This window comes from Bradyrhizobium sp. HKCCYLS20291, assembly GCF_051167715.1.
Taxonomy (GTDB): domain Bacteria; phylum Pseudomonadota; class Alphaproteobacteria; order Rhizobiales; family Xanthobacteraceae; genus Bradyrhizobium.
On sequence record NZ_JBNPTO010000003.1, the window covers coordinates 544,187 to 570,669 of the forward strand.

Here is a 26,483-nt window from a genome sequence, read left to right on the forward strand (position 1 = left end):
CGAGCGTGAAGACCGCCGAAGGCCTTCGAGTGACCGGGGTAAGATTTCGTTCACCATCGGCCGGCTGCGATCACATCAGCGCGGCCGGTCCCGCGACGGCGGTCAGCCGCCGCGTTTCCATGGTGGATTGACTGAGGCTGCGCTTACGAACGGCTGCCTTTCGCGGTAAATTCGCGAGCTAAGGAGATTTCCGATGGCCAAATCAGGCGCGAAACCAGCCGGTCTCGACGACCATGCCAAAAAGCTCGCGGCCGGGTTCGCCAAGGGGCGGCTGCCCCAGCCGACGCCGGAACTCGAGCGCTTCCTGCTGACCCATTCCGCCGAGATCTTCGCGGCGGCCGAGGGCGTATGCCGCAACATGCCGCCGGCCGGCGACGATGAAGCGCTCGGCATCGGCTACCTGTTCCTGCTGCAGATGCTGCTGGCCGGCCTGAACGAGCGGGCGAAGCGGGGTGCCAAGGACGCGGCCGATCTGATCGCGCGCTTCCAGGCCGATCTGGCGGCGCAGGCCAAAGCCGGGGAGATCGGGGGCACGCTTCTCGCTTATCTCGGCGGCGCGCTGCAGCAGGCCGGGATCGCCGCATCTCCCGAGCTCACCGCCGCCTCGGCCGAGCTCGGCGACGAAGATGATGACGACGTTCTGCCGGGCGATATCGTCTCGGTGCTCGACGATATCCTCGAGGCCTGTGACGGCGATCCGTTCGAGATGGTGTCCGCATTCGCCGCGAGCGGGCATCTCATGCCCGACGACGCCAAGATCGCGCTGGCCGCCCAACTGGCGCAGAACGAGCGACCGGAGGCCCGTGCTGCCGCGGTGCTGTTCCTGCTGGGCGGCAGCGCGGCCGTGCGCAAGGCCGCCGCAGCGGCGCTGGTCGAGCAGGCGTCGACCCTGTCGCCCGTCGACCTCCGGCGTTTGGTTGCGATGCGCAACTGGCGTCCGGAACGCGAGCGCGCCGGCGTCGACGTGATCATCCAGAAGGCTCGCGCGGCCGGCGTGGCCTGCGCACCCTGGGCAAAGGGCGCAGTCGACAAGCTGAAGTCCAGTGCGACCGACGGCTCCGGCACGCAACTGCTGCTGGCGGTGTCGCCCGTCGACCGCAAGACGCAGCAGATCGCGACAATTTTCACCTGCGATGGGATCTCCGAGGCGATGGCCAGCGAGCCGCAGCCGCTCCAGGCCGTCAAGGAGATCATGGCCGGTCTGGCAGCGCATGGGCCGATGCTGGACGTCAGCCGGGCCTTTGTCGACCGCATGATCGGTCATCATCTCGGGCTCACCGTCGAGCGCGGTGGGGTGCCGCCGGCGGGGCTGCTGCAGGCCGCCGAGACGATCGGCGGCGCCGAATGGCAGCCGGCTCCGATCGACTATCGCGAGCTGCTGAACGAACTGATCGCAGACCTGCCGGACGATTTGCGAGCGCCCGAAGACGTCGCGATGGCCCTGGCCGACAGCGGCGACATCGCCGAGCTCGACGGCATCGAGGATTCCTGGTTCGAGGACGATGCCGAGTTGGAGGAGAAGGTGAAAAGCGCCAGCCTCCGTGCGCGCGAGAAGCTTCCTGCCAAACTACTGCAGGACAATGGCGCCATCGGCGCGCAGCGGGCGCGCTGGGCCGAGCTGTTCGTGATGACGGCGCTATGGATGCGCGAGGGACCGCGCGACGAATGGCTCGCCTGGGCCGATCTCGCCGTGATCGCACGCGCCGTGCTCGACGGCCACGATCTCGCTCAGATCGGGTTGATGCGCAACATTGCCGAGCGCACGGTCGCCTGTTTGGCGCGCGACGACGATGATGACGATCTCGACGAGGTGTTCTGATCCTCGCGCAGCAGCGCCAAGGCACCAGGCACATCCTCGGTCGCCGAGACCAGCAGATATTCGCCGCGTGTGCCGCCGGTGATGACGACCGCACGCTTCGGACACAGGCCGAAGCAGCTCGTCAGAACGACCCGCGCGGGTTTCTCTCCGCTGCTGCGGCCGCGCCCCGACTTCACAGCACGCTTGATCGCGGTCTTGATGGCCTTCGGATCATTGCTGCGCTTGAGGCATTTGCGGCACACGAACACCGGGCCGGGGCGGCGGGACTGGACGATGCGGAGGCTCATGCCGTCTGAGCTAAGTCGCTGCCACGGCTGGTGCATCCCCCGTCGGTGCGGAGCCGCCATGCGCTTCGGCGCCAAATGGCTGCGAGCTATTGCCCATGATCGGAGCATATGATCTGGTTCGAGTTCGGGTGAGCGTGTCCTCTGGGGATGGCCGTGCGGGCCGGTTCCCGGTGCCCTGGCAGCCATGCCATAGTGCGGCGCCCCCAAGGTCCGGCCCATCATGCTCTGGGACAGCGCGGGCTTCGACAGGGAGATTTTTGCGGCGTCATGGCGGCCAGCGACAGCGACAAATCACGGCTCGACGACGCCGCCCGTGCCGGCTGGCTGTATTTCATCGCCGGTCACACCCAGGACGAGATCGCCCGGATGCTGCAGGTGTCGCGGGCCTCGGCGCAGCGGCTGGTGTCGCTGTGCCTCGCAGAGCGGCTGATCACCTTCCGGCTTGAGCACCCGATCGCCTCCTGCATGGCGCTCGCCGCCCAGCTGAAGGAGCGGTTCGCGCTGGTGCATTGCGAGGTGGTGCCGACCGATCCGGCCGCGCCGGCGGGAGCGGCAGGGATCGCCGAGCGCTGCGCCAACCTGCTCGAGACGACTCTGCGCACCGAGACTCCCGTCATCATCGCGCTCGGCACCGGGCGCGCGGTGCGGGCCGCGGTCGAGCGCGTGACGCCGGTCGACCGGCCCGAGCACCAGATCGTCTCGCTGGTCGGAAACATCCTGGCCGACGGCTCCGCGAGCTTCTTCGATACAGTCGGCCGGCTCGCCGACCGCACCGGCGCGCGGCACTATCCGATGCCGCTGCCGTTCCTGATGGGCAGCGAGGACGAGCGCGACCGCATGGTGACGCTCGATGCCATCGCCAAGGTCAAGGCGGTCGCCGACAAGGCCGATCTCAAGCTCGTCGGCATTGGCCAGATGGACCAGAAGGCGCAGATGCATGTCGACGGTTTCGTCACCCGCGACGAACTGACCGAGATGATGCGGTTGGGTGCCATCGGCGAGATCACCGGCTGGGCCTATGATGCGAAGGGGCGGCTGATCGATGGCGGCACCAACTGCCGGCTGACCAGCATTCCGCCGGATGTGCCCGCCCGCGCCATGACGATCGCCGCGGCACTCGGGCCGGCGAAGATCCCGGCGATCCGTGCGGCGCTGGCGGGCCGGCTGATCAACGGCCTGATCACCGACGAGGCCACGGCTCGCGCCATTCTGGCGTGAAGGTCGCGCACCTTTCTCCTCTCGTTATTCCGGGGCATTCGCGTCAGCGAATGAGCCCGGAATCCATAACCCCAGGCTAAGGTTTGGAGGCGAGATGCCCACGACAAGGGTGCCTCGCACTCCTCCCTGTGGGTATGGGTTCAGGCTCGCGCTTGCGCGCGCCCCGGAACGACGCTGGGCGAGCAAACAGGCATCATCTCCGGCAGTTTTCTTCAACCTCACGGCAATGTCATCTGGCAATGCACAACCTGTGGGCGCCGACGCATGCTTGACAAAGTCTGACCAGTGATGTGAACATCAGCTCAGCCCGTGAGCATATGTTCAAAAGACACGGGAATGGGAGGAGACCGTGAAGACCATCTTCACTCGGACGAGCACGCTTGCCGCCTTGATGGGCGCCGCGCTGCTGACCACCGTACCCGCATTGGCCGAGACGACCCTGACCATCGCCACCGTCAACAACGGTGACATGATCCGGATGCAGGGCCTGACGGGCGAGTTCACCAAGGCCAATCCCGACATCCAGGTGAAATGGGTGACCTTGGAAGAGAACGTGCTGCGCCAGCGTGTCACCACCGACATCGCCACCAAGGGCGGGCAGTTCGACATCCTCACCATCGGCACCTACGAGGTGCCGATCTGGGCCAAGAAGGACTGGCTGGTGCCGCTAGACAAGCTCGGCGCCGACTATGACGCTGGTGACATCCTGCCGAAGATCAAGGACGCGGTGTCCGTCGACGGCAAGCTCTACGCCGCGCCGTTCTACGGCGAGAGCTCGATGGTGATGTATCGCACCGACCTGTTCGAGAAGGCCGGGCTGAAGATGCCGGAGAGCCCGACCTGGGACTTCGTGATCGACGCCGCCAAGAAGCTGACCGACAAGCAGGCCGGCACGTTCGGCATCTGCCTGCGCGGCAAGGCCGGCTGGGGCGAGAACATGGCGTTCCTGACCGCGATGTCGAACTCGTTCGGCGCGCGCTGGTTCGACGAGAAATGGCAGCCGCAGTTCAACACGCCGGAATGGAAGAAGACGCTGTCGACCTATGTCGACCTGATGAAGGAGGCGGGACCTCCCGGCGCCAGCTCGAACGGCTTCAACGAGAACCTCGCGCTGTTCAACTCCGGCAAATGCGGGATGTGGATCGACGCGACGGTGGCGGCCTCGTTCGTCACCAATCCGAAGGAGTCGAAGGTGGCCGACAAGGTCGGCTTCGCGCTAGCACCGAACACCGGCCTCGGCAAGAACGCCAACTGGCTGTGGGCGTGGAGCCTTGCCGTGCCCGCCGGCTCCAAGAAGGTCGATGCGGCCGAGAAGTTCATCGCCTGGGCGACCAGCAAGGACTATCTGAAGCTCGTCGCCTCGAAGGAAGGCTGGGCCAACGTGCCGCCGGGCACGCGCACCTCGCTGTACAAGAACGAGGAGTATCTGAAGGTCGCACCGTTCGCGAAGCTGACGCTCGCCTCGATCGATGCGGCCGACCCGAGCCATCCGACGGTCAAGCCGGTGCCCTATGTCGGCGTGCAATACGCCGCCATCCCTGAATTCCAGGGCATCGGCACCGCCGTCGGTCAGCAGTTCTCCGCGGCACTCGCCGGCTCGATGACCGTCGATGCGGCCTTGGCTGCGGCGCAGTCGTCCACCGAACGCGAGATGAAGCGCGCCGGCTACATCAAATAGGCGCGTCACGTCATCAGCTCGACACCAAACTCCTCCCGAGCTGATCACTGGCGGCCATCCCTCCCCACAAGGGGTGGCCGCATTTTCTCTCACGAGGCAGACGCGACCCGTAGGGTGGGCAAAGCGCAGCGTGCCCACCGCGTCACGGCAAGATTGAAGATGGTGGGCACGGCGCTTTCGCGCCTTTGCCCACCCTACGGACTACGGCCCTGGATGAGTTCGGCAAGCTCGGTGCGAATGACTGCGCCCTCTCCCCTTGTGGGAGAGGGCATGTAGGACAGCGCAACGAACTCGGTCGGGTGAGGGGTATGTTTCCACAAGTATTGCTCGCGGAAAGATACCCCTCACCCAACCGCGCACGTGGATGAGCCGGCGATGCCCTCTCCCACAAGGGGAGAGGGCGCATTCATGGACCTCACGTCCGTCTCTGAAGCTTCAAGTGCTGCGCTACGGCGGGCAGGTCGCCTTGCTCGCAACAACGACAAGATCTATCGAGTGAGGACCATCAGTCATGGCCACCCGACAAACTCAACTGCTCGCCCGGGCGCTGATGTCGCCGGCCGTGATCCTGCTGTTCATCTGGATGATCGTGCCGCTGGCGCTCACGATCTACTTTTCCACGCTGCACTACAGCCTGCTCGATCCCGGCTCCGAGAGCTTCGTTGGCCTGGAGAATTTCGAATACTTCCTCACCGATCCTGCCTTCCTCGCCTCGCTACAGAACACGCTGATTCTCGTCGGTTCGGTGCTGCTGCTCACCATCGGCCTCGGCATTCCTCTGGCCATCCTGCTCGACCAGCCCGTGATCGGCCGCAACTTCATCCGCCTGATGGTGATCGCGCCGTTCTTCGTGATGCCGACCGTCAGCGCGCTGGTGTGGAAGAACCTCTTGATGCATCCGGTGTCCGGCCTGTTCGCGTGGATCGCGACCTCGCTGGGCTTCACACCGATCGACTGGTTCACCGACGCGCCGCTGCTCGCGGTGATCTTCATCGTCGCCTGGCAGTGGCTGCCGTTCGCGACCCTCATCCTGCTGACGGCGCTGCAGTCGCTCGACGAGGAGCAGAAGGAGGCCGCCGAGATGGACGGCGCCAGCGCGCTGTCGCGCTTCATCTACCTGACCCTGCCGCATCTGGCGCGGCCGATCACGGTGGTGATCCTGATCGAAACCATCTTCCTGCTCACCGTGTTTGCCGAGATCTTCGTCACGACCGGCGGCGGGCCCGGCCTGCAGACCACCAACATCGCCTTCCTGGTCTATTCGCAGGCGCTGATCCAGTTCGACGTCGGCACGGCCTCGGCCGGCGGCCTCGTTGCGGTGGTCATCGCCAACATTGTCGCCTTCTTCCTGGTCCGCGTCGTCGGCCGCAATCTGGAGGCGTGAGCCATGGCGCGCAAGGTCACCGGACGTCACGTCGTGATCTCAACGGTCGGCGCCTGGCTCGCCGGCTTCGTGATCTTCTTCCCGATCCTGTGGATGGTGCTGGCGAGCTTCAAGACCGAGCTGGAGGCGTTCGCGACGCCGCCCTCGTTCCTGTTCTTCCATTGGACCACCGAGAACTACGCCACCGTGCAGGAGCGCAGCGACTATCTGCATCACGCATTGAACTCTCTGATCGTCGCCGGCGGCTCGACCTTGATCGCGATGCTGATCGCCATTCCCGCGGCGTGGTCGATGGCGTTCTCGCCGACGAAGCGCACCAAGGACATCCTGCTCTGGATGCTCTCGACGAAGATGATGCCGCCGGTCGGCGTGCTCGTGCCGATCTACCTGATCTACAAGAACATGGGGCTGCTCGACACGCGCACCGGGCTGGTCTTCATCCTCTGCCTCGGCAATCTGCCGATCGTGATCTGGATGCTGTTCACCTACTTCAAGGAGATCCCGAAGGACATCCTGGAAGCGGCGCGGATGGATGGCGCCACGATCGGGCGCGAGCTGATCTACGTGCTGACGCCGATGGCGATCCCAGGCCTCGCCTCGACCCTGCTGCTCAATCTGATCCTTGCCTGGAACGAGGCGTTCTGGACCTTGAACCTGTCGACCCTGGAAGCGGCGCCGCTGACCACCTTCATCGCCTCCTATTCGAGTCCGGAGGGCCTGTTCTGGGCGCGGCTGTCGGCGGCCTCCACGCTCGCGATCGCGCCGATCCTGATCATCGGCTGGTTCAGCCAGAAACAGCTCGTGCGCGGGCTGACCTTCGGCGCAGTGAAGTAACGGAAGGGCTGAATCATGGGACGGATCACGCTTGAGGGTGTGCAGAAATCGTTCGGGCCGGTCCACATCATCAAGGGCGCCGATCTCGACATTCCCGACGGCGCCTTCGTGGTGTTCGTCGGCCCGTCCGGCTGCGGCAAGACCACGCTGCTGCGGCTGATCGCGGGGCTGGAAGACGTTTCTGGCGGCCGCATCCTGATCGACGGCAACAACGTCGTCGACGTGCCGCCGGCCAAGCGCGGCCTGTCGATGGTGTTCCAGTCCTATGCGCTGTATCCGCATATGAGCGTGCGCGGCAACATCGCTTTCGGCTTGAAGATGGCCGGGCTGCCGAAGGCCGAGATCAACCAGAAGGTCGAGGCCGCCGCGGCGACGTTGAACCTCACGCCCTATCTCGACCGCAAGCCGCGCGAGCTCTCCGGCGGCCAGCGCCAGCGCGTCGCCATCGGCCGCGCCATCGTGCGCGAGCCCAAGGCGTTCCTGTTCGACGAGCCGCTCTCCAATCTCGACGCCGCGTTGCGCGTGCAGATGCGGCTCGAGGTGACGCGGCTGCAGAAACAGCTCGGCACCACGGCGATCTACGTCACGCATGACCAGGTCGAGGCCATGACCATGGCCGACAAGATCGTGGTGCTGAACGCCGGCCGCATCGAGCAGTATGGCTCGCCGATCGAGCTCTACCAGCGGCCCGCCAATCTGTTCGTCGCCAGCTTCATCGGGTCGCCGAAGATGAATCTCATCACCGGCCCGGAAGCGGGCAAGCACAACGCCACCACGATCGGCGTGCGGCCCGAGCACATCGGCATCGTCGACGACGGCGGCGAGGGCTGGCCCGGCAAGGTCGTCATCGCCGAGCATCTCGGCAGCGATACCTTTCTTTACGTCGATGCAGGCGCGCTCGGAACGCTGACGGTGCGCGTGGTCGGCGAGAAGCGCCTCCGTGCCGGCGATGCCGTGACGCTGCGTCCCGAGCCGAACCGCATCTATCGTTTCGATGCCGACGGCCATTCGATTTTCGCATGAGAGGTGACGTCCCCTCCGGACGTCAACGACAACAACGGACCACGACGATGTATCTGGAAAAATTCAAGCTGAACGGCAGGACCGCCCTGATCACCGGCGGCGCGCAAGGCATCGGGCTTGCCTGCGTCGAGGCGCTGGCGGAGGCGGGCGCGCATGTCGTGATCGCCGATCGCGATGCCAAGGCCGCGGCGGATGCGCAGGCCGCGATGAAGGCCAAGGGCTTCTCGACCGAGACGGCGCTGATGGACGTGACCAATTCGGCGCAGGTGAGCGCGGTGGCCGACGATCTCGCGGCGCGCCACGGCAAGGTCGACATCCTCGTCAACAACGCCGGCATTGCCCGCAGCGAGACGCCGGCTGAGACGGTCACCGACGAGCATTGGCTGAACGTGCTCGACGTCAACCTCAACGGCACCTTCTGGTGCTGCCGGGCGTTCGGCAAGCACATGCTGGCGGCCAAGAGCGGCGCCATCGTCAATATCGGCTCGATGTCCGGCTTCATCGTCAACAAGCCGCAGGAGCAATGCTTCTACAATGCCTCCAAGGCCGCGGTGCACCATCTGACCAAGTCGTTGGCCGCCGAATGGGGCGCGCGCGGCATCCGCGTCAACGCGGTCGCGCCGACCTATATCGAGACGCCGCTCAACGCCTTCGTGAAGAGCAATCCGCGGATGTACGATGCCTGGATCGGCGGAACCCCGATGGCCCGGATGGGGCAGGTCGAGGAGATCGCCTCGGTCGTGCTGTTCCTGGCCTCCGAGGCCGCAAGTTTGATGACCGGCAGCGTCGTCGTTGTCGATGGCGGCTACACTTGCTGGTAAGCTCCCGTCAAATTTGACGGGAGCGAAACATGGTCCAGGCGTTTGTCGGGGGGGCCTCGATCGGGGGGGCCTTTGTCGGTGTCGATGTCGGCACAACCAGCACGCGCGCCGGGATTTTTGACGAGACTGGCCGCCTGCTTGCCGCGGCGCGGCATCCGATCCAGACTTGGCATGAGGCCGGCGATGTCGTCGAGCAGTCCTCCGACGACATCTGGCGCGCCTGCTGCGCCTCCGTCAAAGCCGCGATCGCGGAAGCGGCCATCGCCCCGGAGCTGATCAAGGGCATCGGCTTCGACGCCACCTGCTCGCTGGTGGTGCTCGATCCCCAGGGCGAGCCGGTCACCGTCAGTAGCTCCGGCAATTCCGCCCGCAACGTCATCGTCTGGATGGATCATCGCGCGCTGACGGAGGCGCGCGACATCAATGCGACCGAAGACGACGTGCTGCGCTATGTCGGCGGCTCGATCTCGCCGGAAATGGAAATGCCGAAGCTGCTCTGGCTGAAGCGGCACTTGCGTCCGAGCTTCGATCGGGCCGGGCACTTCTTCGATCTCGCCGACTTCCTCACTTGGCGCGCGACCGGCTCGTTGGCGCGTTCGATGTGCACGGTGACCTGCAAGTGGAACTACCTCGCGCACGAGACGCGCTGGAGTGCGGACTACTTCCGGCGCATCGGTCTGGAAGACTTCGTCACGGAGGACTACGCGCGCATCGGGACGGAGATCGTGGCGCCCGGTACGCTGCTCGCCCAGGGGCTGACGCGCACTGCTGCGGCGGAGCTGGGCCTCGTTGCCGGCACGCCCGTCGGCGCTGCGCTGATCGACGCCCATGCCGGCGGCATCGGCGCGATCGGCGGTCGCGCGGCTGATGGCGGTGAGGTCGATGTCTGCGACCGCCTCGCCTACATCATGGGGACCTCCGCCTGCATCATGGCGACCACGCGTGCGCCGTCCTTCGTGCCCGGCGTGTGGGGGCCGTATTATCAGGGCATGGTGCCCGGCTTCTGGCTCAACGAGGGCGGCCAGTCCGCCGCGGGAGCCGCGATCGACCATCTGCTGCGCTCGCATCCGGCATCGCCGGAGGCCGCCGCAGCGGCCCGTGCCGAAGGGCTCGACGTCATCAGCTTTCTCGAAAAGCGGATCATGGCGCGCGCATCCAGCGTCGGCGCGGCCGCGCTGCTGGCCCGCGACGTCCACATCCTGCCCGAGTTTCTTGGCAACCGCTCGCCCTATGCAGACCCAGACTCACGGGCTGTCATCGCCGGCCTCGATCTCGATGCCGACATCGGCGCGATGGAGCGGCTGTTCGTCGCGGGCTTGTGCGGCCTCGCCTACGGGCTCGCCGACGTCATCGACGCCTTTGCCGCCAATGGCGTCACTAGCCGGACGCTGGTCATGGCTGGCGGCGCCTCGCGCAGTCCGCTGGTGCGCCAGATCATGGCCGACACGACCGGGCTCTCGGTGGCGCTGCCCGGCACGCAGGAGCCGGTGCTGCTTGGGGCGGCCATGCTCGGCGCCGTCGCCAGCGGGGCCTTCCGCTCGATCGGCGATACGATGGCCTCGATGTCCACGCTCGGCCGCCTCAGCGAGCCGACGGACCCCGCAATGGCCGACTTCCATCGCCGCAAGCGCCGTATCCACGGCATGATGCGGACGCTTGATCGCGACAGCCGTTCCGTGATGCATGGGGCCGGTGGGGAGGCACGAGGATGATCCTGAGCTGCGGCGATGCGCTGATCGATTTCGTTCCGGCAAAATTGGCCGATGGGCGCGATGTCCTGCGGCCGGTGGTCGGCGGCTCGTGCCTGAACGTGGCGGTCGGCTTGGCGCGGCTGGGCGCGCCGACCGGCTTCGTCGGTGGCATCTCCACCGACCTGTTCGGAACCATGGTCGCGGCGCACGCGGAAGGCTCCGACGTCGACCTCCGCTATGCGACCCGCAGCGCTGACCAGACCACGCTGGCCTTCGTGCGTCATGTCGGCGGCGAGGCGCAGTACGCGTTCTATGATGCCGAAACCGCGGCACGGAAATGGACGTTCCGGCCGGGCAGCATCCCCTTCGCCGACATCGACGCCATCCATGTCGGCTCGACGACCCTGATCCACGAGCAGGGCGCACGCGAGACCCGCGCCATGATGGCGGCCACCCAGGGCGCGGTGACGATCTCTTTCGATCCGAACTGCCGGCCGAACCTCGTGACCGACAAGGCCGCCTATGTGGCCGGCATGGATGAATTCGCCGCGCGCGCCGACCTGATCAAGATGTCGGATGTCGATTTCGACTATCTGCACGGCCATGACGATTACGCCGCAAGGGCCGCGGCGCTGCTGGCGCGCGGCACGGGCCTGGTTGTCATCACCCGCGGCCCCAAGGGGGCACTCGGCTGGCATGCTCAAGCGGGGGCGGTGGAAGTTGCGGTCCCCAAGGTTAACGTCGTCGATACGATCGGCGCCGGCGACACCTTCCAGGCCGGGATGCTGTTCGCGTTGCGCAAGCTCGGCCGGATCGGCCGCGAGGCGCTCAGGGGCCTGAGCGAAGCCGAGTTGCGCAAGGTGCTCGCCTTTGCCGGCGCCTGTGCCGCCGTCACCTGCACGCGCGAGGGCGCCGACCCGCCGCGCTGGAGCGAGATGGCTGCAACCTGGGATCGCCTGGGCTGAAGCTCCCCATTGCACTCCGCATTGGGAACTGGTTGGCTATTTCTCCGTCATATGAGAGGACCGGAAGCCGACGCGACACCTCGCTGCGGCCGGCACGGACCCGCGAAGTCGTGACGCGACAACGAGTTGCAGGGAGGAGAAACATGGCACCAGCCGCCAGGACCGAACCGCTGTCCCGTCATGCGCTGGCCTTCGTGCTGGCCGGCGGACGCGGCAGCCGCCTGCTGGAGCTGACCGACCGGCGCGCCAAGCCCGCGGTCTATTTCGGCGGCAAGTCGCGCATCATCGATTTCGCGCTGTCGAACGCCGTCAATTCCGGCATCCGGCGCATCGCGGTCGCCACGCAATACAAGGCGCATAGCCTGATCCGCCACCTGCAGATGGGCTGGAACTTCTTCCGGCCCGAGCGCAACGAGAGTTTTGACATTCTCCCGGCCAGCCAGCGCGTCTCCGAGACCATGTGGTACGTCGGAACGGCCGATGCGGTGTACCAGAACATCGACATCATCGAGACCTACAACACCAAATACATCGTCGTGCTGGCCGGCGACCACATCTATAAGATGGACTACGAGCTGATGCTGCAGCAGCATGTCGATCAGCGCGCCGACGTCACCGTCGGCTGCCTGGAGATGCCGCGCGAGGAATCCTCCGGCTTCGGCGTCATGCACATCAATGAGGACCACACGATCCGCGACTTCATCGAGAAGCCCGCCGATCCGCCGCCGATGCCCGGCAAGCCGGACAAGTCGCTCGCCAGCATGGGCATCTACGTGTTCGACGCAAAATTCCTGTTCGAGGAGCTGAAGCGCGACGCCGCCGATCCGAACTCCAACCATGATTTCGGCCGCGACATCATCCCTTACATCGTCAAGAACGGCCGCGCCGTCGCGCATCAGTTCTCGCGCTCCTGCGTCCGCGCCGCCTCCGACCAGGGCAGCTATTGGCGCGACGTCGGCACGGTGGACGCCTATTGGGCTGCAAATCTCGACCTGACGGATGTCGTGCCCGAGCTCGATCTCTACGACCGTTCCTGGCCGATCTGGACCTATTCCGAGATCACGCCGCCGGCCAAGTTCGTCCATGACACCGATGGTCGCCGCGGCGAGGCGACCTGCTCGCTGGTGTCCGGCGGCTGCATCGTCTCCGGCGCCCAAGTGCAGCGCTCGCTGCTGTTCACCGGCTCGCACCTGCACTCCTACGCCAAGCTGCACAATGCGGTGCTGCTTCCCTACGTCGACGTGGCCCGCCATGCCCGCCTGACCAACGTCGTGGTCGATCGCGGCGTGCAGATCCCGGAAGGCCTTGTGGTCGGCGAGGATCCGGAGTTCGATGCCAAGCGGTTCAGGACGACGGAGAGCGGCGTCACCTTGATCACCCAGCAGATGATCGACGGGCTCAATTCATGACGCCGTTGCGCGTTCTGTCGGTCGCGTCCGAAGTCTATCCGATCGTGAAGACCGGCGGCCTCGCCGATGTCGTCGGCGCGCTGCCCTGGGCACTGCTCGCCGAGGATGTCGAGGTCCGCACGCTGATCCCTGGCTATCCCGCCGTGATGAAGGCGCTCGAGCAGGCCAGCGAGATCAGCTCGCTGCCGAACTTCTTCGGCGGCAACGCCAGGCTGCTCGGCGGCAGCCATGGTGCGCTCGACCTGTTCGTGCTCGATGCGCCGCATCTCTACGACCGCGAGGGCAATCCGTATCTCGGGCCCGACGGCAAGGACTGGCCGGACAACCCGTTCCGTTTCGCGGCGCTGGCGCGTGCGGCGTCCTATATCGGCCTCGGCGCGGTGCCGAGCTTCGTGCCCGATGTCGTCCATGGCCACGACTGGCAGGCGGGCCTGGTGCCGGCCTATCTGCTCTACAGCCACCGGCCGCATCCGGGCACGGTCATCACCGTGCACAATCTGGCGTTCCAGGGTCGTTTCCCGCGGCATTTCCTGCCGCCGCTCGGCCTGCCGCCGGAATCGTTCTCGATCTACGGCCTCGAATATTACGGCGATATCAGCTTCCTCAAGGCTGGGCTGCAGTTCGCCGACAAGATCACGACGGTGTCGCCGACCTATGCGCAGGAGATCCAGAGCGACGAGCACGGCATGGGTCTCGGTGGCCTGCTGCGCCAGCGCTCGTCGGACCTCGTCGGCATTCTCAACGGCATCGACACGACCGTGTGGGATCCCGCCAGCGACCCGGCCATTGCCTCGCATTTCGGCATCGAGAAGCTCGAGGCGCGGGCGCCGAACAAGGCCGCGCTGCAGACCCGCATGGGCCTGCAGATCTCGCCCGAGACGTTCCTGCTCGGCGTCGTCAGCCGGCTGACCTCGCAGAAGGGGCTCGACCTGCTGCTGTCTTGCCTGCCGACCCTGACCAGCGCCGGCATCCAGCTGGCGCTGCTCGGCGATGGCGAGGCCGAGCTGCGCGAGGCGTTCCGCGCGGCTGCCGCGCGCTATCCCGGACAGATCGGCGTCCTCATCGGCTATGACGAGCAGCTCGCGCATCTGATCCAGGCTGGCTGCGACGCCCTGGTCGTGCCGTCGCGGTTCGAGCCGTGCGGCCTGACGCAGCTCTGCGCCCTGCGCTACGGCGCGCTGCCGATCGTCACCGCGGTCGGCGGCCTCGCCGACACCGTGATCGATGAAACGGAGGCGGGTGTCGCGGCGACGGGATTCAAATGCGCGGCCGTGACAGCCGAAGCCCTCGACCAGACCCTGCGCCGCGCCGCCGCCGCCTTCTACGCCGCCCGCAGCAACGCCTCGAACTGGACCCGCATGCAGCTCAACGCGATGCTCACCGACGTCTCGTGGCGGCATCGGGCAGGGCGCTATGCCGAGCTGTACCGGCAGATCGTCGCGCAGCGGAAGCCGGCGGGGTAGCACATCGTCGCGCCGAGCAACCGTGCGGATGATTTACTCCGTCATGCCCGGGACAAGCCCGGCCATGACGACGCGGAGACAGACCGGTACAAAACTCCGGCGCTCGTAAGCCCGCCGCTTGTAGGACAGGGCAGGAACCGTCGCCTCGGCGAGTGCATCGGTCTGATCAGCAATTTGGTAGGCCCACCCAGCGTTCTGTTCATGCCTATCGCGCTGGACGCATCCACGGTGTGCGCCGATAGTCACGCCACATCCCTGACAACGCTGCGCGAGACCTCATGTCCGATACAAATCCTTCAGCCTCCTTCGACCTCATCATCCGCGGCGGCACCGTCATCGATGGCACGCGGGCGCCACGGTTCGAGGCTGATGTCGGCATCAAGGACGGCCGGATCGTTGCGATCGGCGCGCTCGACGGCCGGACCGCCGCCCACGTGATCGACGCCCGCGGCCGCATCGTTGCGCCGGGCTTCATCGACGCTCATACCCATGACGACAGCGCGGTGCTGGTCGATCCCGGCATGACCTGCAAGGTGTCGCAGGGCGTGACATCGGTCGTGACAGGCAATTGCGGCGTCAGCATTGCGCCGCTGAAGCCGGACACGCCGCGGCCGATGCCGCTCGGCTTGCTGTCGCCCGGCGATGGGCGGATCGCGGAGTATGAGTCGTTTGCGGACTATGTGGCGGCACTGCGCGCGGCGCCCGCCGCCGTGAACGTCGCGCCGATGGTCGGGCATACGGCGTTGCGCGCCTCTGTCGTCAGTGATCTCGGCCGCGCCGCCACCGCGGAGGAGGTTGCGGAGATGCGCGGCCATGTGCAGGAGGCGCTCGACGCCGGCGCCATCGGCGTCTCGACCGGGACGTTCTATCCGCCGGCGGAGGCGGCGCCGACCGAGGAGATCATCGCGGTCTGCCGCCCGCTCTCCGGCAGCGGCGGCGTCTATGCGACGCACATGCGCAACGAGGCCAACGATGTGGTCAAGTCGCTGGAGGAGAGCTTTGCCATCGGCAAGGCGCTCGACGTCCAGGTCGTGATCTCGCACCACAAGGTGGTGGGGCCGGCGAACTTCGGCCGCACCCGGGAGACGCTGCCGCTGCTCACCAAGGCGATGAGCTGCCAATGCGTCGCGCTCGACTGCTATCCTTACAACGCCTCCTCGACCATGCTGCACACCGATCCGGCCAAGCTGCAGGTGAAGGTCGTCGTTGCGGCGTCAGGTCCGCATCCCGAGGTCGCCGGCCGCGATCTCGCCGACATCGCAGCCGAATGGGGTGTCGACCGGCTCGAAGCCGCGAAGCGGCTGCAGCCGGCCTCCGCGATCTACTTCTCGATGGACGAGGCCGACGTGCGGACGATCCTCGCTTTCGAGCCGACCATGATCGGCTCCGATGGCCTGCCGTTCGGCGAGCGGCCGCATCCGCGGCTCTGGGGCACGTTCCCGCGCGTGCTCGGCTACTACTGCCGGGAGCTCGAGCTGTTCTCGCTGGAAACGGCCGTATGGAAGATGAGCGGCCTGACCGCGCAGAATTTCGGCATCAAGCATCGCGGCACGCTGGCGATCGGCAACCATGCCGACATCACGATCTTCGACGCAACGAGCGTGCGCGACGCCGCGACTTATGACGAGCCCTGCGTGCCGGCCGCCGGCATCGAAGCGGTCATCGTCAATGGCGCGCTGACGTGGTGGCAGGGCGCGCACCAGAACGCGCGCGCGGGCCAGGTGATTGCGCGCGCAGGATTGCAGTGAGCTAGGCTGCAATGGCCATCGCGCGCGCGAACTCCGGATAGCATTCGGCGAGCTCGTCGAGGATCCGGCCGCGGATCAGCTCGACCGTCGCCCGATCGGGCGCAGGCGTCGGCGGCACGATCTCCGGCACCTCGTAGTCGAAGCCGGTGCGGTCGCGGACATCCTCGGCCGTGTAGCCCGGATGCACCGAGCGCAGCCGGAAGCCGCCACGCGCGCGATCGAAATCGAACAGCGCCAGATTCGTCAGCAGCGCGTGCGGCCCGCCGCGGCGCTTCACCTCGGGTGTCGTTGCGGCCGCGCTCACGAAATCCACCTTCGGCACCAGCACGCGCGGCGAATGCTCCTCGCGGAACAGGATGACGCGCGGGATCAGATGATAGAGATAGGCCGAGCCGAACGAGCCGGGCCAGCGCACGTCCATGCGCGGATAGTCGCCGGTGCCGACCAGGTTGATATTGCCCGCGCCGTCGATCTGGCCGCCGCCGAGGAAGAACGCGTCAACGCGGCCCTGCGCGGCGCAGTCGAACAGCTCGACGCCGCCATTGGTGAAGAAATTGTGCCGGCTCGAGCCGAGGATCGAGATGCGCACCGGCGGCTTGCCGGCCTGCGCGTTGCGGGCGCGCAGCAGCATGGCGCCGGCCGCCGGGATCGGCGACGAGGCGCCCACGGCGACATGGCGGATGCCGTCGAGCAGGTCGGCGATGACGGTGATCAGCAGCTCTTTCCGCGCGCGTTCGTCCTGCATGGTCACGCCACTTCCTTGCTGCGGCCCAGGAAGGCGGAGAGATAGGCGCGAAACCCTTCGTCGCTGCGGGCCATCGCGGCGTAGCGCGCAAGCTCGGCGCCATCGGTCTCGTATTCGTCCCACAGCGGCAGCGGCCAGGCGCCGTTCTCGGCAACCGCGATTGCATCGACATAGAGTGCCGGCAGCACCCCGGCCGCGGAGTCCTCGGTGGCCATCAGATCGCGCTCGACGATGCGCTCGACGGTGACCAGCGTGCGCCTGGCGGCATAGGCCATGGTCGCGAGCTCGCGGTAGCGGCCGATGCGGACATTGCCGAAGCGGTCGGCCTCCGGCGCATGGAACAGCGCGACGTCCGGCGTGATCGCGGGCACCACGACCACCTTGCCGGCCTCGCCGACCGGGCTGTCGATCACCTTCCAGTCGGGGCGCACCTCAAGCAGGTCGCTGCCGATGATGCCGGCGATCGGCATGAACGGCACGCCCTTCTGCCCCGCGAGCAGGCCGGCATGGATGGCAGGGCAGGTGGCGTCGCGCAGCTTGATGCTGCCGTCGCGTACCGCCGCGACGAAGCGCGGCGCGCCGCCGGCCTCGCCGAGCGAGACGGCGCTGGTTTCCACCACTGTGGCGACGCCTGCGCCGATCAGCAGATCCGCCTGCAGGCCCGAGATCGGCACGCAGACCAGATGCAGGCCGGTGAGGCCTGCTTCGATCATCTCCGCGGTCGCGGCCATCGAGACGCCGGCGCGGTCCACGGGTATCGCCACCGACTGGCCCGGTGCGATCGACGCCACCAGCGCCTGCAGGCCGATCATCTCCGTCATCGGCGTATCCTCCTGTTTGCTTTGACGTCGTGTATGGCGACGCCTCGTATGGCCGTCAGCCTAGGCTGGCGATGGTCGATCCGCGAACGATCAGCTGCGGTCGCAGCACGATGTGCTCGGCCGCCGCTGCGGGATCGGCGACCCGCGCCAGCAGCAGCCGCGCGGCCGCTTCGCCCATGTCGCGCTGGGCGATCCGCACCGTGGTGAGCGGCGGCGCGACCATGTCGACGAACGGCATGTCGTTGTGACCGACGACGGAGACGTCGCGCGGGCAGCTCAAGCCGAGTTCGGCAAGCGCGTCGTAGACGCCGAGGGCGAGCAGGTCGTTGGCGGCGACGATCGCGGTTGGCCGCGTCCTGCGCGCCAGCAGCCGCAGCGCAGCCTCGCGGCCATCCGCGCGCGTATAGGTGTCGGCGATCTCGATCGGCGCATGGCGCGCCGGCAATCCGGCGTCATGGACGCTCGCCTCGAAACCCGCGCGGCGCCGGGCGCCGGTCGAGATCTCCTGCGGGCCGGCGACGTGGCCGATACGCTGATGGCCGAGCGCGACGAGATGCTCGACGGCAAGCCGCATGCCGGCGGCGTCGTCACTAGCGGCGGAGGGCAGCATGCCGGCGGCATCGACGCGATTGAGCAGCACGACCGGCAGCGCCGTGTCCAGGCAATGCTTCACGACGTCGTCGCGCAAGCTCACCGTCGCCAGCACCAGACCGTCGACGCCGCGGGCGATCAGGCGGTCGACGAGGTCCTGCTCCGAGCCTTTGCAGCCGACGTCGACGACGATCGTGGCATAGCCCTCCGCATTGAGGTGATCGGCGATGCCGGACAGCACCGGCGGAAAGCCGGGGTCGGCGATGTCAGGCGCGAGCACGCCGATCAGCCCGCTGCGTCCCGTGCGCAGACCCTTGGCGGCCATGTTGAGGCGATAGCCGAGCGCGTTGGCCGCAGCGCGGATGCGGTCGGCGACATCGGTGGCGACGAGGTGCTTCATCGCCGGGCTCAGCGCGCGCGAGACCGTCGACGGATGGACGCCGCAACGCGCCGCCACGTCCTTGATCGTCGGGCGCGCGGGGGCGGCTGTCCGCAGGCCTGTCGCGGGTCGCAATGTGTGCTTCATTCCCAACCCCTGGTATCGCAGCGCAGCGACGTTTTCACCGATCCTACCTTGACACCCTTAACGTGCATGCAATAAATCCGGCTCTGCAATCGATTGCAATAACTTAATGGGGAACGTCCACATGACAGCCAGCGCGCTGAAGCCGCATCTGGTCAGCCCGGAGCATCTCGACCCGCATTGGCGCTGGAGCCGGGCGATCCCCTCGCACGGCCATGTCTCGGTGGATTTCGAGCGCCGCGTCGATTTCGATCGCCTCAGGCGGTACCGGCTGGCGCGGGCGCGGATGGCCCTGAAGAACTCGGGCTGTGGTGCGCTGCTGCTGTTCGACGTCAACAACATCCGCTACGTCTCCGGCACCAAGATCGGTGAATGGGAGCGCGACAAGCTTTGTCGCTTTGCGCTCCTGGCGGGCGATGGCGAACCGATCGTGTGGGATTTCGGCTCGGCCGCCGTGCATCACCGCATCTTCTGCGACTGGCTGGCGCCGGAGAACTGCCGCGCCGGCATGCTAGGCATGCGCGGCACCGTGCCGCCGGCGGTCGGGCTGATGAAGGCCCACGCCGAGGAGGTGATGAGCCTGCTGCGCGCGGCCGGCGTTGCCGACATGCCGGTCGGCGTCGACCTCGCCGAGACCGCGATGTTCTTCGAGCTGCAGAAGGCCGGCATGAAGGTGGTCGACGGCCAGCAGGTGATGCTGGATGCGCGCGAGATCAAGAACATCGACGAGATCATGCTGCTCAACCAGGCCGCGGCCATGGTCGACGGCGTCTATCACTCGATCTACGAGAACCTGAAGCCGGGCGTGCGCGAGAACGACATCGTCGCGCTCGCCAACAAGATGCTCTACGAAATGGGCTCGGATGACGTCGAGGCGATCAACGCCATCTCCGGCGAGCGCTGCAATCCGCATCCGCACAATTTCACCGACCGCATCCTCCGCCCGGGTGACCAGGCGTTCTTCGACATCCTGCAGTCCTATCAGGGCTACCGCACCTGCTACTATCGCACGTTCAATGTCGGCCGCGCCACGCCGGCGCAGCACGACGCCTACAAGCAGTGCCGAGAATGGCTCGACAACGCGATCGCGCTGATCAAGCCGGGCGTCTCGACCGACACCGTCGCCAAGGTGTGGCCGAAAGCCGAAGAGTTCGGCTTCCCGTCGGAGATGGCGGCGTTCGGCCTGCAGTTCGGCCACGGGCTCGGTCTTGCCCTGCATGAGCGCCCGATCATCTCGCGGCTGGTCTCGCTCGACAATCCGATGGAGATCAAGACCGGCATGGTGTTCGCGCTCGAGACCTACTGCCCGGCCACCGACGGCTTCTCGGCCGCGCGCATCGAGGAGGAGGTCGTCGTCACCGACAAGGGCTGCCAGGTGATCACGCTGTTCCCGGCGGAAGAGCTGCCGATCGCCAACCGCTACTGAGCGAAGCAAAGGTTCAAGGGAGTGAAGCAAATGGCAGCCACACATTCGCTCGGCTGGATCGGCATGGGGCGCATGGGCTACCCGATGGCCGAGCGCCTGCTCAAGGCCGGGCACAAGGTGTCGATCTTCAATCGCACCCGTGCCAAGGCGGAGCCGCTCGCGGCCAAGGGCGGTGTGATCGTCGACCACCCGAGCGACCTCGCGTCGTGCGACATCGTGTTCACGATGGTGTCGACGGGCAAGGACCTCGAACAGGTCTATTTCGGCAGCAACGGTCTCGTCGCCTCGAGCCTCGGACCGCGTCCCAAGATCCTGGTCGACTGCTCGTCGATCGGCATCGAACAGTCGGAGGCGATCGCCGCCAAGCTGAAGCGGCTCGATTGCGAGCTCGTGCGCGCGCCGGTGTCGGGCAACGGCAAGTGCGTCAAGGCCGGCAAGCTCTCCTCGGTCGTGTCGGGTCCCAAGGCTGCGTTTGACACCATCGAGCCCTATCTCGCCAAGATCGCCGTCGCCGGTGTCTCCTATGTCGGCGAGGGCGAGCTCGCGCGGATCTGCAAGATCGCGCACAACGTCTTCCTCGGGGTCGTGATCCAGAACCTCGCCGAGATCACCATCCTGGCGCAGAAGGCCGGCGTGCCGCGCCACGCCTTCCTCGACTTCATGAACGCCAGCGTGATGGGCTCGACCTTCACCAAGTACAAGAGCAACGCGCTGGTCAATCTCGACTGGACCACGACCTTCACGCCGCCGCTGCTGCGCAAGGACCTCGATCTCGGCCTGGCTGCCGGACGACAGCTCGACGTCGCGATGCCGGTGACGGCGGCGGCGCGCGAGGCGTTGCAGGCCCATGTCGGCGCCGCCTCGCGGCAACCTGATCCGGCCGCCTATCTCGAGAAGGATTTTGCGGCGCTGCTGGAGACCGTCGCGCTCGCCGCTGGCGTCAAGCTGCAGCCGGAGAACGTGCCGATGCCAACCGGGCTGGAGACGGAGGGATAACCTGCCTCAACCCGCTGCTAGCGCCCGCCAACGCGAATCGCGTGCAGAGGGGCGGCGGTGCAGGCGAGCATCCAGCACCTCGCGGGCCTTTGCCAGCGAACCGCTGCGGATCAGGGCCAGGATGTAGGTGTCCTCGATCACCTCGCGTTGCGCGTGGCTGCCGCCGATGCGCGCGAGATCGCCGATGACAGGCGTCAACTCCCGCGCGCAGCTGCGCCAGTTCTCTTCGGCAAAGGCGCGCAGGGCTCGCAGCATGTGCGGCACGATGCGGCCGGCGGGGAGCATGCCCTCGGCCTGCCGTCGCTCGATCGCGGCGAGACGCCCCTTCAGCGCTGCCGTGTCGTTGGTGGCGGCAGCGATCATCATCAGGTGCATCTCGATGAAGGCGAGCGTTGAGCCGGTGAAACGGGGACTGGCATAGGACGCAACGTCGGCCCACGCGCCATCCGGCACGGGATTGTTCTCCGCCATCAACCGCCACAGCAGCGAGGCGCAGTCGGACAGCGTATTCAGCGGCGGCGCGGTGTCCATCGTCGGCACCAGCACGTCGGTATAGACCTTGAGCGCCCCGGCGGCGTCGCCGCGGTCCAGCGCGCCGAGCGCCTGGTGCCAGCAGATGTGACCGTGCAGCATGCCGGTGCGGTCATAGTCGCCGATCCAATCGTTCACGAGCGCATCGGCCTGGTCCAGCGCGCCGGCTTCGAACATCGCGTGCAGCAGCGCGTGCACGGCATAGGCGTTGCGCCGGCGCAGCGCGAAGCTGCGCTCGGTGACGGCGCGCCCTTGGCTGACGTCGCCTGCCTCGGTGAGCGCCCAGCCGTGGTTGGACATGAACCACCAATCCTCGCCGTAGTCGGCGGCAAAGCGATCGCAGAGGTCGCGGCGGGCGGCGTCATGATCGGCGCGGCCGGAGAAGGCGAGCAGGCCGAAGGCGCCGAGCGGCAGCGCCATGATCATGGCGTCGCGCGGCCAACTCGCCAGATGGGTCAGTGTCGACGGCAGCGCCTCAGTGCCGCGGCCCTCGATGGTGAGCACCAGGGTCGCGACATGGCTCTGCTCGCGCTCGGTGCCGCGCTTGGCGATGAGGTCACGCGCCCGCTTGATGGTCTGCAACGCGGCCTCGCGCTGCATGTAGATCGCATGGATGCGGGCGCGCGCGGCATGCGCCAGCGCGAAGTCCGGATCGAGCATGATCGCGCGTTCGAGCGCATCCGTGGCGCCCGGCCAGAAGGCGAGCAGCAGATCGATGCCCTCGCGATAGGCGGCGGCCGCCTCGGCGGAAGATGTCGACAGCGGCAGGCCGTAGCGATCCTCCTCCATGTCAGCCCACCCGCGGCCGGCGGCCTTCGATCGGATAGGCCGGATCATTGTAGCCGGGGGACGAGGCGTGGCCGGTGACCACCAGGCGATCGATCAGCGCCTCGTCGTCGGCCGCAAACGGATAGTCCAGCGCGCGGATGTAGTCGTCCCACTGCGCCTCGGTGCGCGGACCCGCGATCACCGAGCTGATGAAAGCCGAGTTCAGCACCCAGGCGACGGCGAACTGGCCGGGCGCAAAACCCTTGGCTTCGGCGTGGCGCTTGATCTCCTGCGCCAGCTTCAGCGATTCCGGGCGCCACTCCGTTTGCATCATTCGTGTGTCGTTGCGGCCCGCGCGCGTCTCCTTGTCGGGCGGCGCATCGGGATTGTACTTCGCAGTCAGTACGCCGCGCGCCAGCGGGCTGTAGGGCACGACGCCGAGGCCGTAATAGCCGCAGGCCGGCAGATGCTCCACTTCAGGCATCCGGTTCATCGCGTTGTAGTAGGGCTGGCTGACCACGGGACGGTCGATGCCGTCAGCGTCGCAGAGATTGCAGATCTCGGCGAGCCGCCAGGCGCGGTAGTTCGACACGCCGAAATAGCGGATCTTGCCGGCGCGCATGAGGTCGCCGATGGCGCGCACCGTCTCCTCCAGCGGCGTCGCGTGGTCCTCCTTGTGCAGGTAGTAGATGTCGATGTGCCCGGTGCCGAGCCGCTTCAGGCTCTCGTCCGCGGCCTGCAGCACCCAGCGCCGCGACAGCCCGGCGCGGTTGGGATCGTCGCCCATCGGATTGGCGAGCTTGGTGGCGACGATCCAGCGGTCGCGTTCGGCGGCGATGGCGCGGCCGACGACCTCCTCGGAGGCGCCCTTGTTGTAGGCATCGGCGGTGTCGATGAAATTGATGCCGGCGTCACGCGCCCTCGCGATGATGCGCCCCGAGGTCGGCTCGTCGGTCGGGCCGCCGAACATCATCGTGCCCAGGCAGATCGGCGACACTTTCAGGCCGGAACGGCCGAGCTGGCGATATTGCATTGCTTGCCTCATTTCGAACCATCACCACCCGCGGGTGGGGATAGGTACGATAGCTCTCTCAGCGCGTCATTGCGAGCGCAGCGAAGCAATCCAGGGGCTCGGGTGGGACTCTGGATTGCTTCGTCGCGGAGCCTGTCATCGGGCCGCGCATTGCGCGGACCCGTTGGCTCCTCGCAATGACGGAGAAAGCGCCTCATTCGCTCTTCAGGATCTTGAACACGCCCGAGGCCATCGCGACCACGCGGTTTGCGGCGGTGACTTCGGTGGTGATGAACACCAGGCTGCGGGTGATGCGTACCACGTGCGGCCGCGACACCAGCGTCTCGCCGATCTTGCCGGCCTCGACGAAATGGGTGTCGAACTGGACGGTGGCCATGTGCTCCTTGCCTGCGGCGTAGCGGGCGGTCATGCCGCAGCTGCGGTCGGCCAATGTCATGATCACGCCGCCCTGCACCAGGCCACGGCGGTTGTGATGCTTGTCCTCGGTCACGATGGCGTATTCGTGGGCGCCGTCGGCGATCCGCTGCCACAGCGGGCCGATCAGATGCAGGAAGCCCGAGGTGTCGACGATCTCCCAGCCGTCGGACTTCATGCGCGCCGCGGCCGATTTCGTCATTTCGAACACCCCTTCGATCAGTGCCGCGGGCCCGGCACGTGGCCGTTTCATCCGCTGCGGGGCTGGTGTAGTCAAGCTGCATGGCCATGCCGTTCGACGATGCCACCAGGCGGAAAATTGCGACGTGCTGTGCGTCTTTCGAGCGCTTGGACCCGATCGCGCCGACACCGCCGCTGAAGCGCGCTGCAGTGGCGATTGCATTGGCCCCGCATCACAAGACCGGCGCAGCGACGCTGCTGCTCACCTTGCGCGCAGCAGGCCTGCGCAGCCATGGCGGCCAATGGGCGCTGCCCGGCGGCCGCTGCGATGCCGGCGAGACGCCGGTCGAAGGGGCCCTGCGCGAGCTCGCCGAGGAGTTGGGATTGACGCTCGCGCCGGACGACGTGCTGGGACTGCTCGACGACTATCCGACCCGGTCCGGCTATCTGATTACCCCTGTCGTCGTCTGGGCGGCCAATGGCCGCACACTCCGGCCGAATCCGGATGAGGTTGCCGAGGTGCATCGGATCGACCTGGATGCGATTGCGGTTGATGACGCGTTCGACTTCACGGCGATTCCCGAGAGCTCGCGGCGCGTGATTCGTTTTCACGCCCGCGAAGGCTTGATCCATGCCCCGACGGCGGCGCTGATCTATCAGTTCCGCGAGGTGCTGGCCGGACGCGACACCCGCGTCCACGATCTGGAACAGCCGGTGTTTGCCTGGAAGTAGCCGAGGTTTCGGCTAAAAGGGCAGCATGCTCGATCAGCCGATTCGCAAGCTTGCCCTGATTCTCGCCTGCGCGGTCGCAGGCGCACCGCCGTTGCTCGCCGGGGAACCCGAGCCGGTCGCAGCCCCGCGTGACGCCTTCGCCCAGATGGCCTCGCCGGCGGCGATCGCGGACTATCAACGCAAGCTCGCCGAGTACCAGGCGGCGCGCGCGGCGTTCGACCAGGAGGCGGGCGCCTATTGGAAGGCGATTTCAGACAAGCGCCGCGCCCGCAATGCCAAGCGCCGCGACCGGCAGCCGATCGGGCTCGATGACTACGTGCTCGAGCAGCCGCCGGTGTACGCCGGGCCGAAGCGGCCGGTGAATCCCGAGCCGGAGCCGGAGGGCGAGCCGCGCGAGCGCAAGTACATTCCCGTTGTTGCCGATCTCCTGAAGGCCGCGCAGGAGCACTTTCAATGGTCGCCGCAGCGGCCGACCAACGACGTCGACTTCAAGCGCGCCTATGCCCGCTTTGCCGCGACCTCGGGCCTGACACGCGAGCAGGCGGTTCGGGTCTATTCGTTCGAGACCGGCGGCAATGGCCGTCACGACTCGCAGTCCGGCTTCAAGGGCAACCGGGCAATCTCGACCGCGATCGGCTACAATCAGCTGCTCACGACCAACACGGTCGAACTGCTGGCGGAGCAGGGGCCGTTGTTCATCCGCGTGCTCGGCGAGCGCGTGGCGCAGACCTCCGGCCCGGGCCGCGCCGCGTTGGAGCACAAGCTCGCCGTGCTGAAGAAGATGGTCGCCGTCGCGCGCTCGGTGCCCGACGAATGGTCGGCGCATGAGAAGATCGGCAACACCGAGCAGGGCTGGGCGATGCATGCGATGGTGCTCGACATCGATGTCGGACCGATGCTGCAGACCCACAAGCTGCTGACGTCGGTGCTGTTCGCGCGCGCCAAGGGCTACACGCGGCCGCTCTCGGCCGCCGAGCTCGAGATGATGAACCTGACCGGCGACGGCACCGGCTTCGACATGGTGACCATGCCGCTCGAGATGCGCGACCAGGTCCCGACCGCCAACTTCTTCCAGCGCGGCGGCTACGAGCGCAACCCGGTCGCCGTCCGCCACAACACGGTGGCGAAGCTGCTCGCGGTCACCGATTCCCGGATGGATTCGCTGAGCAGCCTGCCCGGGGCGAAGGAGCTGGCGGCGGCGTTCTGAGGCGGTGGGGCAGGCGCTATCGCGCTCCACATTCCGTTGCGCCCGACATTCCGCTGTTGTCCCGGGCAAGCCTTGACGTCGCATCGCGACGCCGAGGCGCCGACCCGGGACCCATAACCACAGGAGGTCGTGGTTGCGAAGATCGTAGCTCCAGCGAACTCGACAACCGAGGGCGG

The 26,483-nt window shown here is 66.9% G+C and carries 23 protein-coding genes; 16 read left to right on the top strand and 7 right to left on the bottom strand.

Features of this window, described 5'->3' with window-relative positions; translation table 11 throughout:
* The first annotated feature begins 193 nt into the window (after positions 1–193).
* Complete coding sequence (locus tag ACQR07_RS10375) at positions 194–1,819, top strand: hypothetical protein (protein WP_434902180.1); 1,626 nt, start codon at positions 194–196, stop codon at positions 1,817–1,819.
* Here the strand turns inward: ACQR07_RS10375 and ACQR07_RS10380 are convergent.
* Positions 1,729–2,106, bottom strand: a complete 378-nt coding sequence (locus ACQR07_RS10380) for a hypothetical protein (RefSeq protein ID WP_434902181.1) — start codon at positions 2,104–2,106, stop codon at positions 1,729–1,731. The genes ACQR07_RS10375 and ACQR07_RS10380 overlap by 91 nt on opposite strands.
* Before the next feature lie 267 nt (positions 2,107–2,373).
* Between ACQR07_RS10380 and ACQR07_RS10385 the strand changes: the two genes are divergently transcribed.
* From ACQR07_RS10385 to ACQR07_RS10435, 11 genes are all read left to right on the top strand, one after another.
* Complete coding sequence (locus ACQR07_RS10385; protein WP_434902182.1) at positions 2,374–3,324, top strand: sugar-binding transcriptional regulator; 951 nt, start codon at positions 2,374–2,376, stop codon at positions 3,322–3,324.
* Positions 3,325–3,715: 391 nt separating this feature from the next.
* Positions 3,716–5,002, top strand: a complete 1,287-nt coding sequence (locus tag ACQR07_RS10390) for an ABC transporter substrate-binding protein (RefSeq protein WP_434902298.1) — start codon at positions 3,716–3,718, stop codon at positions 5,000–5,002.
* Positions 5,003–5,513: 511 nt separating this feature from the next.
* Positions 5,514–6,386 (top strand): carbohydrate ABC transporter permease, encoded by an 873-nt coding sequence (locus tag ACQR07_RS10395; protein WP_434902183.1) that lies wholly within the window; start codon positions 5,514–5,516, stop codon positions 6,384–6,386.
* A gap of 3 nt (positions 6,387–6,389) precedes the next feature.
* A complete protein-coding gene (locus ACQR07_RS10400; RefSeq protein WP_434902184.1) occupies positions 6,390–7,220 on the top strand; it encodes a carbohydrate ABC transporter permease in 831 nt (276 codons plus the stop codon).
* Between the two features lie 15 nt (positions 7,221–7,235).
* Positions 7,236–8,243 (top strand): ABC transporter ATP-binding protein, encoded by a 1,008-nt coding sequence (locus ACQR07_RS10405; protein WP_434902185.1) that lies wholly within the window; start codon positions 7,236–7,238, stop codon positions 8,241–8,243.
* 47 nt (positions 8,244–8,290) lie between these two features.
* Positions 8,291–9,064: an SDR family NAD(P)-dependent oxidoreductase gene (locus tag ACQR07_RS10410; RefSeq protein WP_434870535.1), complete on the top strand. Its 774-nt coding sequence runs from the start codon at positions 8,291–8,293 to the stop codon at positions 9,062–9,064.
* Positions 9,065–9,093: 29 nt separating this feature from the next.
* On the top strand, positions 9,094–10,776 hold the full coding sequence (locus ACQR07_RS10415; RefSeq protein ID WP_434902186.1) for an FGGY-family carbohydrate kinase: 1,683 nt from the start codon (positions 9,094–9,096) through the stop codon (positions 10,774–10,776).
* On the top strand, positions 10,773–11,720 hold the full coding sequence (locus ACQR07_RS10420) for a carbohydrate kinase family protein (protein ID WP_434902187.1): 948 nt from the start codon (positions 10,773–10,775) through the stop codon (positions 11,718–11,720). Before ACQR07_RS10415 ends, ACQR07_RS10420 begins: the two co-directional genes overlap by 4 nt.
* Before the next feature lie 143 nt (positions 11,721–11,863).
* Entirely contained in the window at positions 11,864–13,129 is a 1,266-nt protein-coding gene (glgC, locus tag ACQR07_RS10425) for a glucose-1-phosphate adenylyltransferase (protein ID WP_434902188.1), read from the top strand.
* Complete coding sequence (gene glgA / locus ACQR07_RS10430; protein ID WP_434902189.1) at positions 13,126–14,592, top strand: glycogen synthase GlgA; 1,467 nt, start codon at positions 13,126–13,128, stop codon at positions 14,590–14,592. Before glgC ends, glgA begins: the two co-directional genes overlap by 4 nt.
* 278 nt (positions 14,593–14,870) lie before the next feature.
* Positions 14,871–16,340 (top strand): N-acyl-D-amino-acid deacylase family protein, encoded by a 1,470-nt coding sequence (locus ACQR07_RS10435; protein ID WP_434902190.1) that lies wholly within the window; start codon positions 14,871–14,873, stop codon positions 16,338–16,340.
* A gap of 1 nt (position 16,341) precedes the next feature.
* Here ACQR07_RS10435 and ACQR07_RS10440 read toward each other — a convergent pair whose 3' ends face one another.
* The 3 genes from ACQR07_RS10440 to ACQR07_RS10450 are packed head-to-tail and all read right to left on the bottom strand — an operon-like array spanning position 16,342 to position 19,023.
* Complete coding sequence (locus tag ACQR07_RS10440) at positions 16,342–17,085, bottom strand: CoA-transferase (protein WP_434902299.1); 744 nt, start codon at positions 17,083–17,085, stop codon at positions 16,342–16,344.
* 2 nt (positions 17,086–17,087) lie between these two features.
* Entirely contained in the window at positions 17,088–17,906 is an 819-nt protein-coding gene (locus tag ACQR07_RS10445) for a CoA transferase subunit A (protein WP_434902191.1), read from the bottom strand.
* Between the two features lie 55 nt (positions 17,907–17,961).
* Positions 17,962–19,023 (bottom strand): LacI family DNA-binding transcriptional regulator, encoded by a 1,062-nt coding sequence (locus tag ACQR07_RS10450; RefSeq protein WP_434902192.1) that lies wholly within the window; start codon positions 19,021–19,023, stop codon positions 17,962–17,964.
* A 121-nt stretch (positions 19,024–19,144) separates the two neighbouring features.
* Here ACQR07_RS10450 and ACQR07_RS10455 point away from each other — a divergent pair, with 121 nt between their 5' ends.
* Positions 19,145–20,446, top strand: a complete 1,302-nt coding sequence (locus ACQR07_RS10455; RefSeq protein ID WP_434870527.1) for a M24 family metallopeptidase — start codon at positions 19,145–19,147, stop codon at positions 20,444–20,446.
* Between the two features lie 30 nt (positions 20,447–20,476).
* Positions 20,477–21,442: an NAD(P)-dependent oxidoreductase gene (locus tag ACQR07_RS10460; protein ID WP_434902193.1), complete on the top strand. Its 966-nt coding sequence runs from the start codon at positions 20,477–20,479 to the stop codon at positions 21,440–21,442.
* 6 nt (positions 21,443–21,448) lie between these two features.
* On the opposite strand, the gene ACQR07_RS10465 is transcribed toward ACQR07_RS10460, so the two are convergent.
* The 3 genes from ACQR07_RS10465 to ACQR07_RS10475 form a co-directional block, all read right to left on the bottom strand.
* The gene (locus ACQR07_RS10465; RefSeq protein WP_434902194.1) at positions 21,449–22,762 is read right to left on the bottom strand and encodes a tetratricopeptide repeat protein; all 1,314 of its coding nucleotides are present in this window, start codon (positions 22,760–22,762) and stop codon (positions 21,449–21,451) included.
* Position 22,763: 1 nt separating this feature from the next.
* Positions 22,764–23,774, bottom strand: coding sequence for an aldo/keto reductase (locus ACQR07_RS10470; protein ID WP_434902195.1), 1,011 nt, complete (start codon positions 23,772–23,774; stop codon positions 22,764–22,766).
* 193 nt (positions 23,775–23,967) lie between these two features.
* Positions 23,968–24,390 carry a PaaI family thioesterase gene (locus ACQR07_RS10475; RefSeq protein WP_434902196.1) on the bottom strand — a complete coding sequence of 141 codons (423 nt, stop codon included), beginning with the start codon at positions 24,388–24,390 and terminating at the stop codon, positions 23,968–23,970.
* An 80-nt stretch (positions 24,391–24,470) separates the two neighbouring features.
* On the opposite strand from ACQR07_RS10475, the gene ACQR07_RS10480 reads away from it, so the two are divergent.
* Together ACQR07_RS10480 and ACQR07_RS10485 are read left to right on the top strand one after the other, a co-directional pair.
* On the top strand, positions 24,471–25,100 hold the full coding sequence (locus ACQR07_RS10480; protein WP_434902197.1) for an NUDIX hydrolase: 630 nt from the start codon (positions 24,471–24,473) through the stop codon (positions 25,098–25,100).
* Between the two features lie 25 nt (positions 25,101–25,125).
* On the top strand, positions 25,126–26,307 hold the full coding sequence (locus ACQR07_RS10485; RefSeq protein WP_434902198.1) for a hypothetical protein: 1,182 nt from the start codon (positions 25,126–25,128) through the stop codon (positions 26,305–26,307).
* The last annotated feature ends 176 nt before the right edge of the window (positions 26,308–26,483 follow it).

Excerpts from the sequence above, each read along its gene's own strand:
- ACQR07_RS10465 (WP_434902194.1), bottom strand. The coding sequence starts at position 22,762 with ATGGAGGAGGATCGCTACGGCCTGCCGCTGTCGACATCTTCCGCCGAG.
- ACQR07_RS10470 (WP_434902195.1), bottom strand. The coding sequence starts at position 23,774 with ATGCAATATCGCCAGCTCGGCCGTTCCGGCCTGAAAGTGTCGCCGATC.
- glgA (WP_434902189.1), top strand. The coding sequence starts at position 13,126 with ATGACGCCGTTGCGCGTTCTGTCGGTCGCGTCCGAAGTCTATCCGATC.
- ACQR07_RS10395 (WP_434902183.1), top strand. The coding sequence starts at position 5,514 with ATGGCCACCCGACAAACTCAACTGCTCGCCCGGGCGCTGATGTCGCCG.
- ACQR07_RS10410 (WP_434870535.1), top strand. The coding sequence starts at position 8,291 with ATGTATCTGGAAAAATTCAAGCTGAACGGCAGGACCGCCCTGATCACC.
- ACQR07_RS10460 (WP_434902193.1), top strand. The coding sequence starts at position 20,477 with ATGGCAGCCACACATTCGCTCGGCTGGATCGGCATGGGGCGCATGGGC.
- ACQR07_RS10375 (WP_434902180.1), top strand. The coding sequence starts at position 194 with ATGGCCAAATCAGGCGCGAAACCAGCCGGTCTCGACGACCATGCCAAA.
- ACQR07_RS10390 (WP_434902298.1), top strand. The coding sequence starts at position 3,716 with ATGGGCGCCGCGCTGCTGACCACCGTACCCGCATTGGCCGAGACGACC.
- ACQR07_RS10420 (WP_434902187.1), top strand. The coding sequence starts at position 10,773 with ATGATCCTGAGCTGCGGCGATGCGCTGATCGATTTCGTTCCGGCAAAA.
- ACQR07_RS10450 (WP_434902192.1), bottom strand. The coding sequence starts at position 19,023 with ATGAAGCACACATTGCGACCCGCGACAGGCCTGCGGACAGCCGCCCCC.
- ACQR07_RS10380 (WP_434902181.1), bottom strand. The coding sequence starts at position 2,106 with ATGAGCCTCCGCATCGTCCAGTCCCGCCGCCCCGGCCCGGTGTTCGTG.
- ACQR07_RS10400 (WP_434902184.1), top strand. The coding sequence starts at position 6,390 with ATGGCGCGCAAGGTCACCGGACGTCACGTCGTGATCTCAACGGTCGGC.
- ACQR07_RS10480 (WP_434902197.1), top strand. The coding sequence starts at position 24,471 with ATGGCCATGCCGTTCGACGATGCCACCAGGCGGAAAATTGCGACGTGC.
- ACQR07_RS10475 (WP_434902196.1), bottom strand. The coding sequence starts at position 24,390 with ATGACGAAATCGGCCGCGGCGCGCATGAAGTCCGACGGCTGGGAGATC.
- ACQR07_RS10415 (WP_434902186.1), top strand. The coding sequence starts at position 9,094 with ATGGTCCAGGCGTTTGTCGGGGGGGCCTCGATCGGGGGGGCCTTTGTC.
- ACQR07_RS10405 (WP_434902185.1), top strand. The coding sequence starts at position 7,236 with ATGGGACGGATCACGCTTGAGGGTGTGCAGAAATCGTTCGGGCCGGTC.
- glgC (WP_434902188.1), top strand. The coding sequence starts at position 11,864 with ATGGCACCAGCCGCCAGGACCGAACCGCTGTCCCGTCATGCGCTGGCC.
- ACQR07_RS10485 (WP_434902198.1), top strand. The coding sequence starts at position 25,126 with ATGCTCGATCAGCCGATTCGCAAGCTTGCCCTGATTCTCGCCTGCGCG.
- ACQR07_RS10445 (WP_434902191.1), bottom strand. The coding sequence starts at position 17,906 with ATGACGGAGATGATCGGCCTGCAGGCGCTGGTGGCGTCGATCGCACCG.
- ACQR07_RS10435 (WP_434902190.1), top strand. The coding sequence starts at position 14,871 with ATGTCCGATACAAATCCTTCAGCCTCCTTCGACCTCATCATCCGCGGC.
- ACQR07_RS10440 (WP_434902299.1), bottom strand. The coding sequence starts at position 17,085 with ATGCAGGACGAACGCGCGCGGAAAGAGCTGCTGATCACCGTCATCGCC.
- ACQR07_RS10455 (WP_434870527.1), top strand. The coding sequence starts at position 19,145 with ATGACAGCCAGCGCGCTGAAGCCGCATCTGGTCAGCCCGGAGCATCTC.
- ACQR07_RS10385 (WP_434902182.1), top strand. The coding sequence starts at position 2,374 with ATGGCGGCCAGCGACAGCGACAAATCACGGCTCGACGACGCCGCCCGT.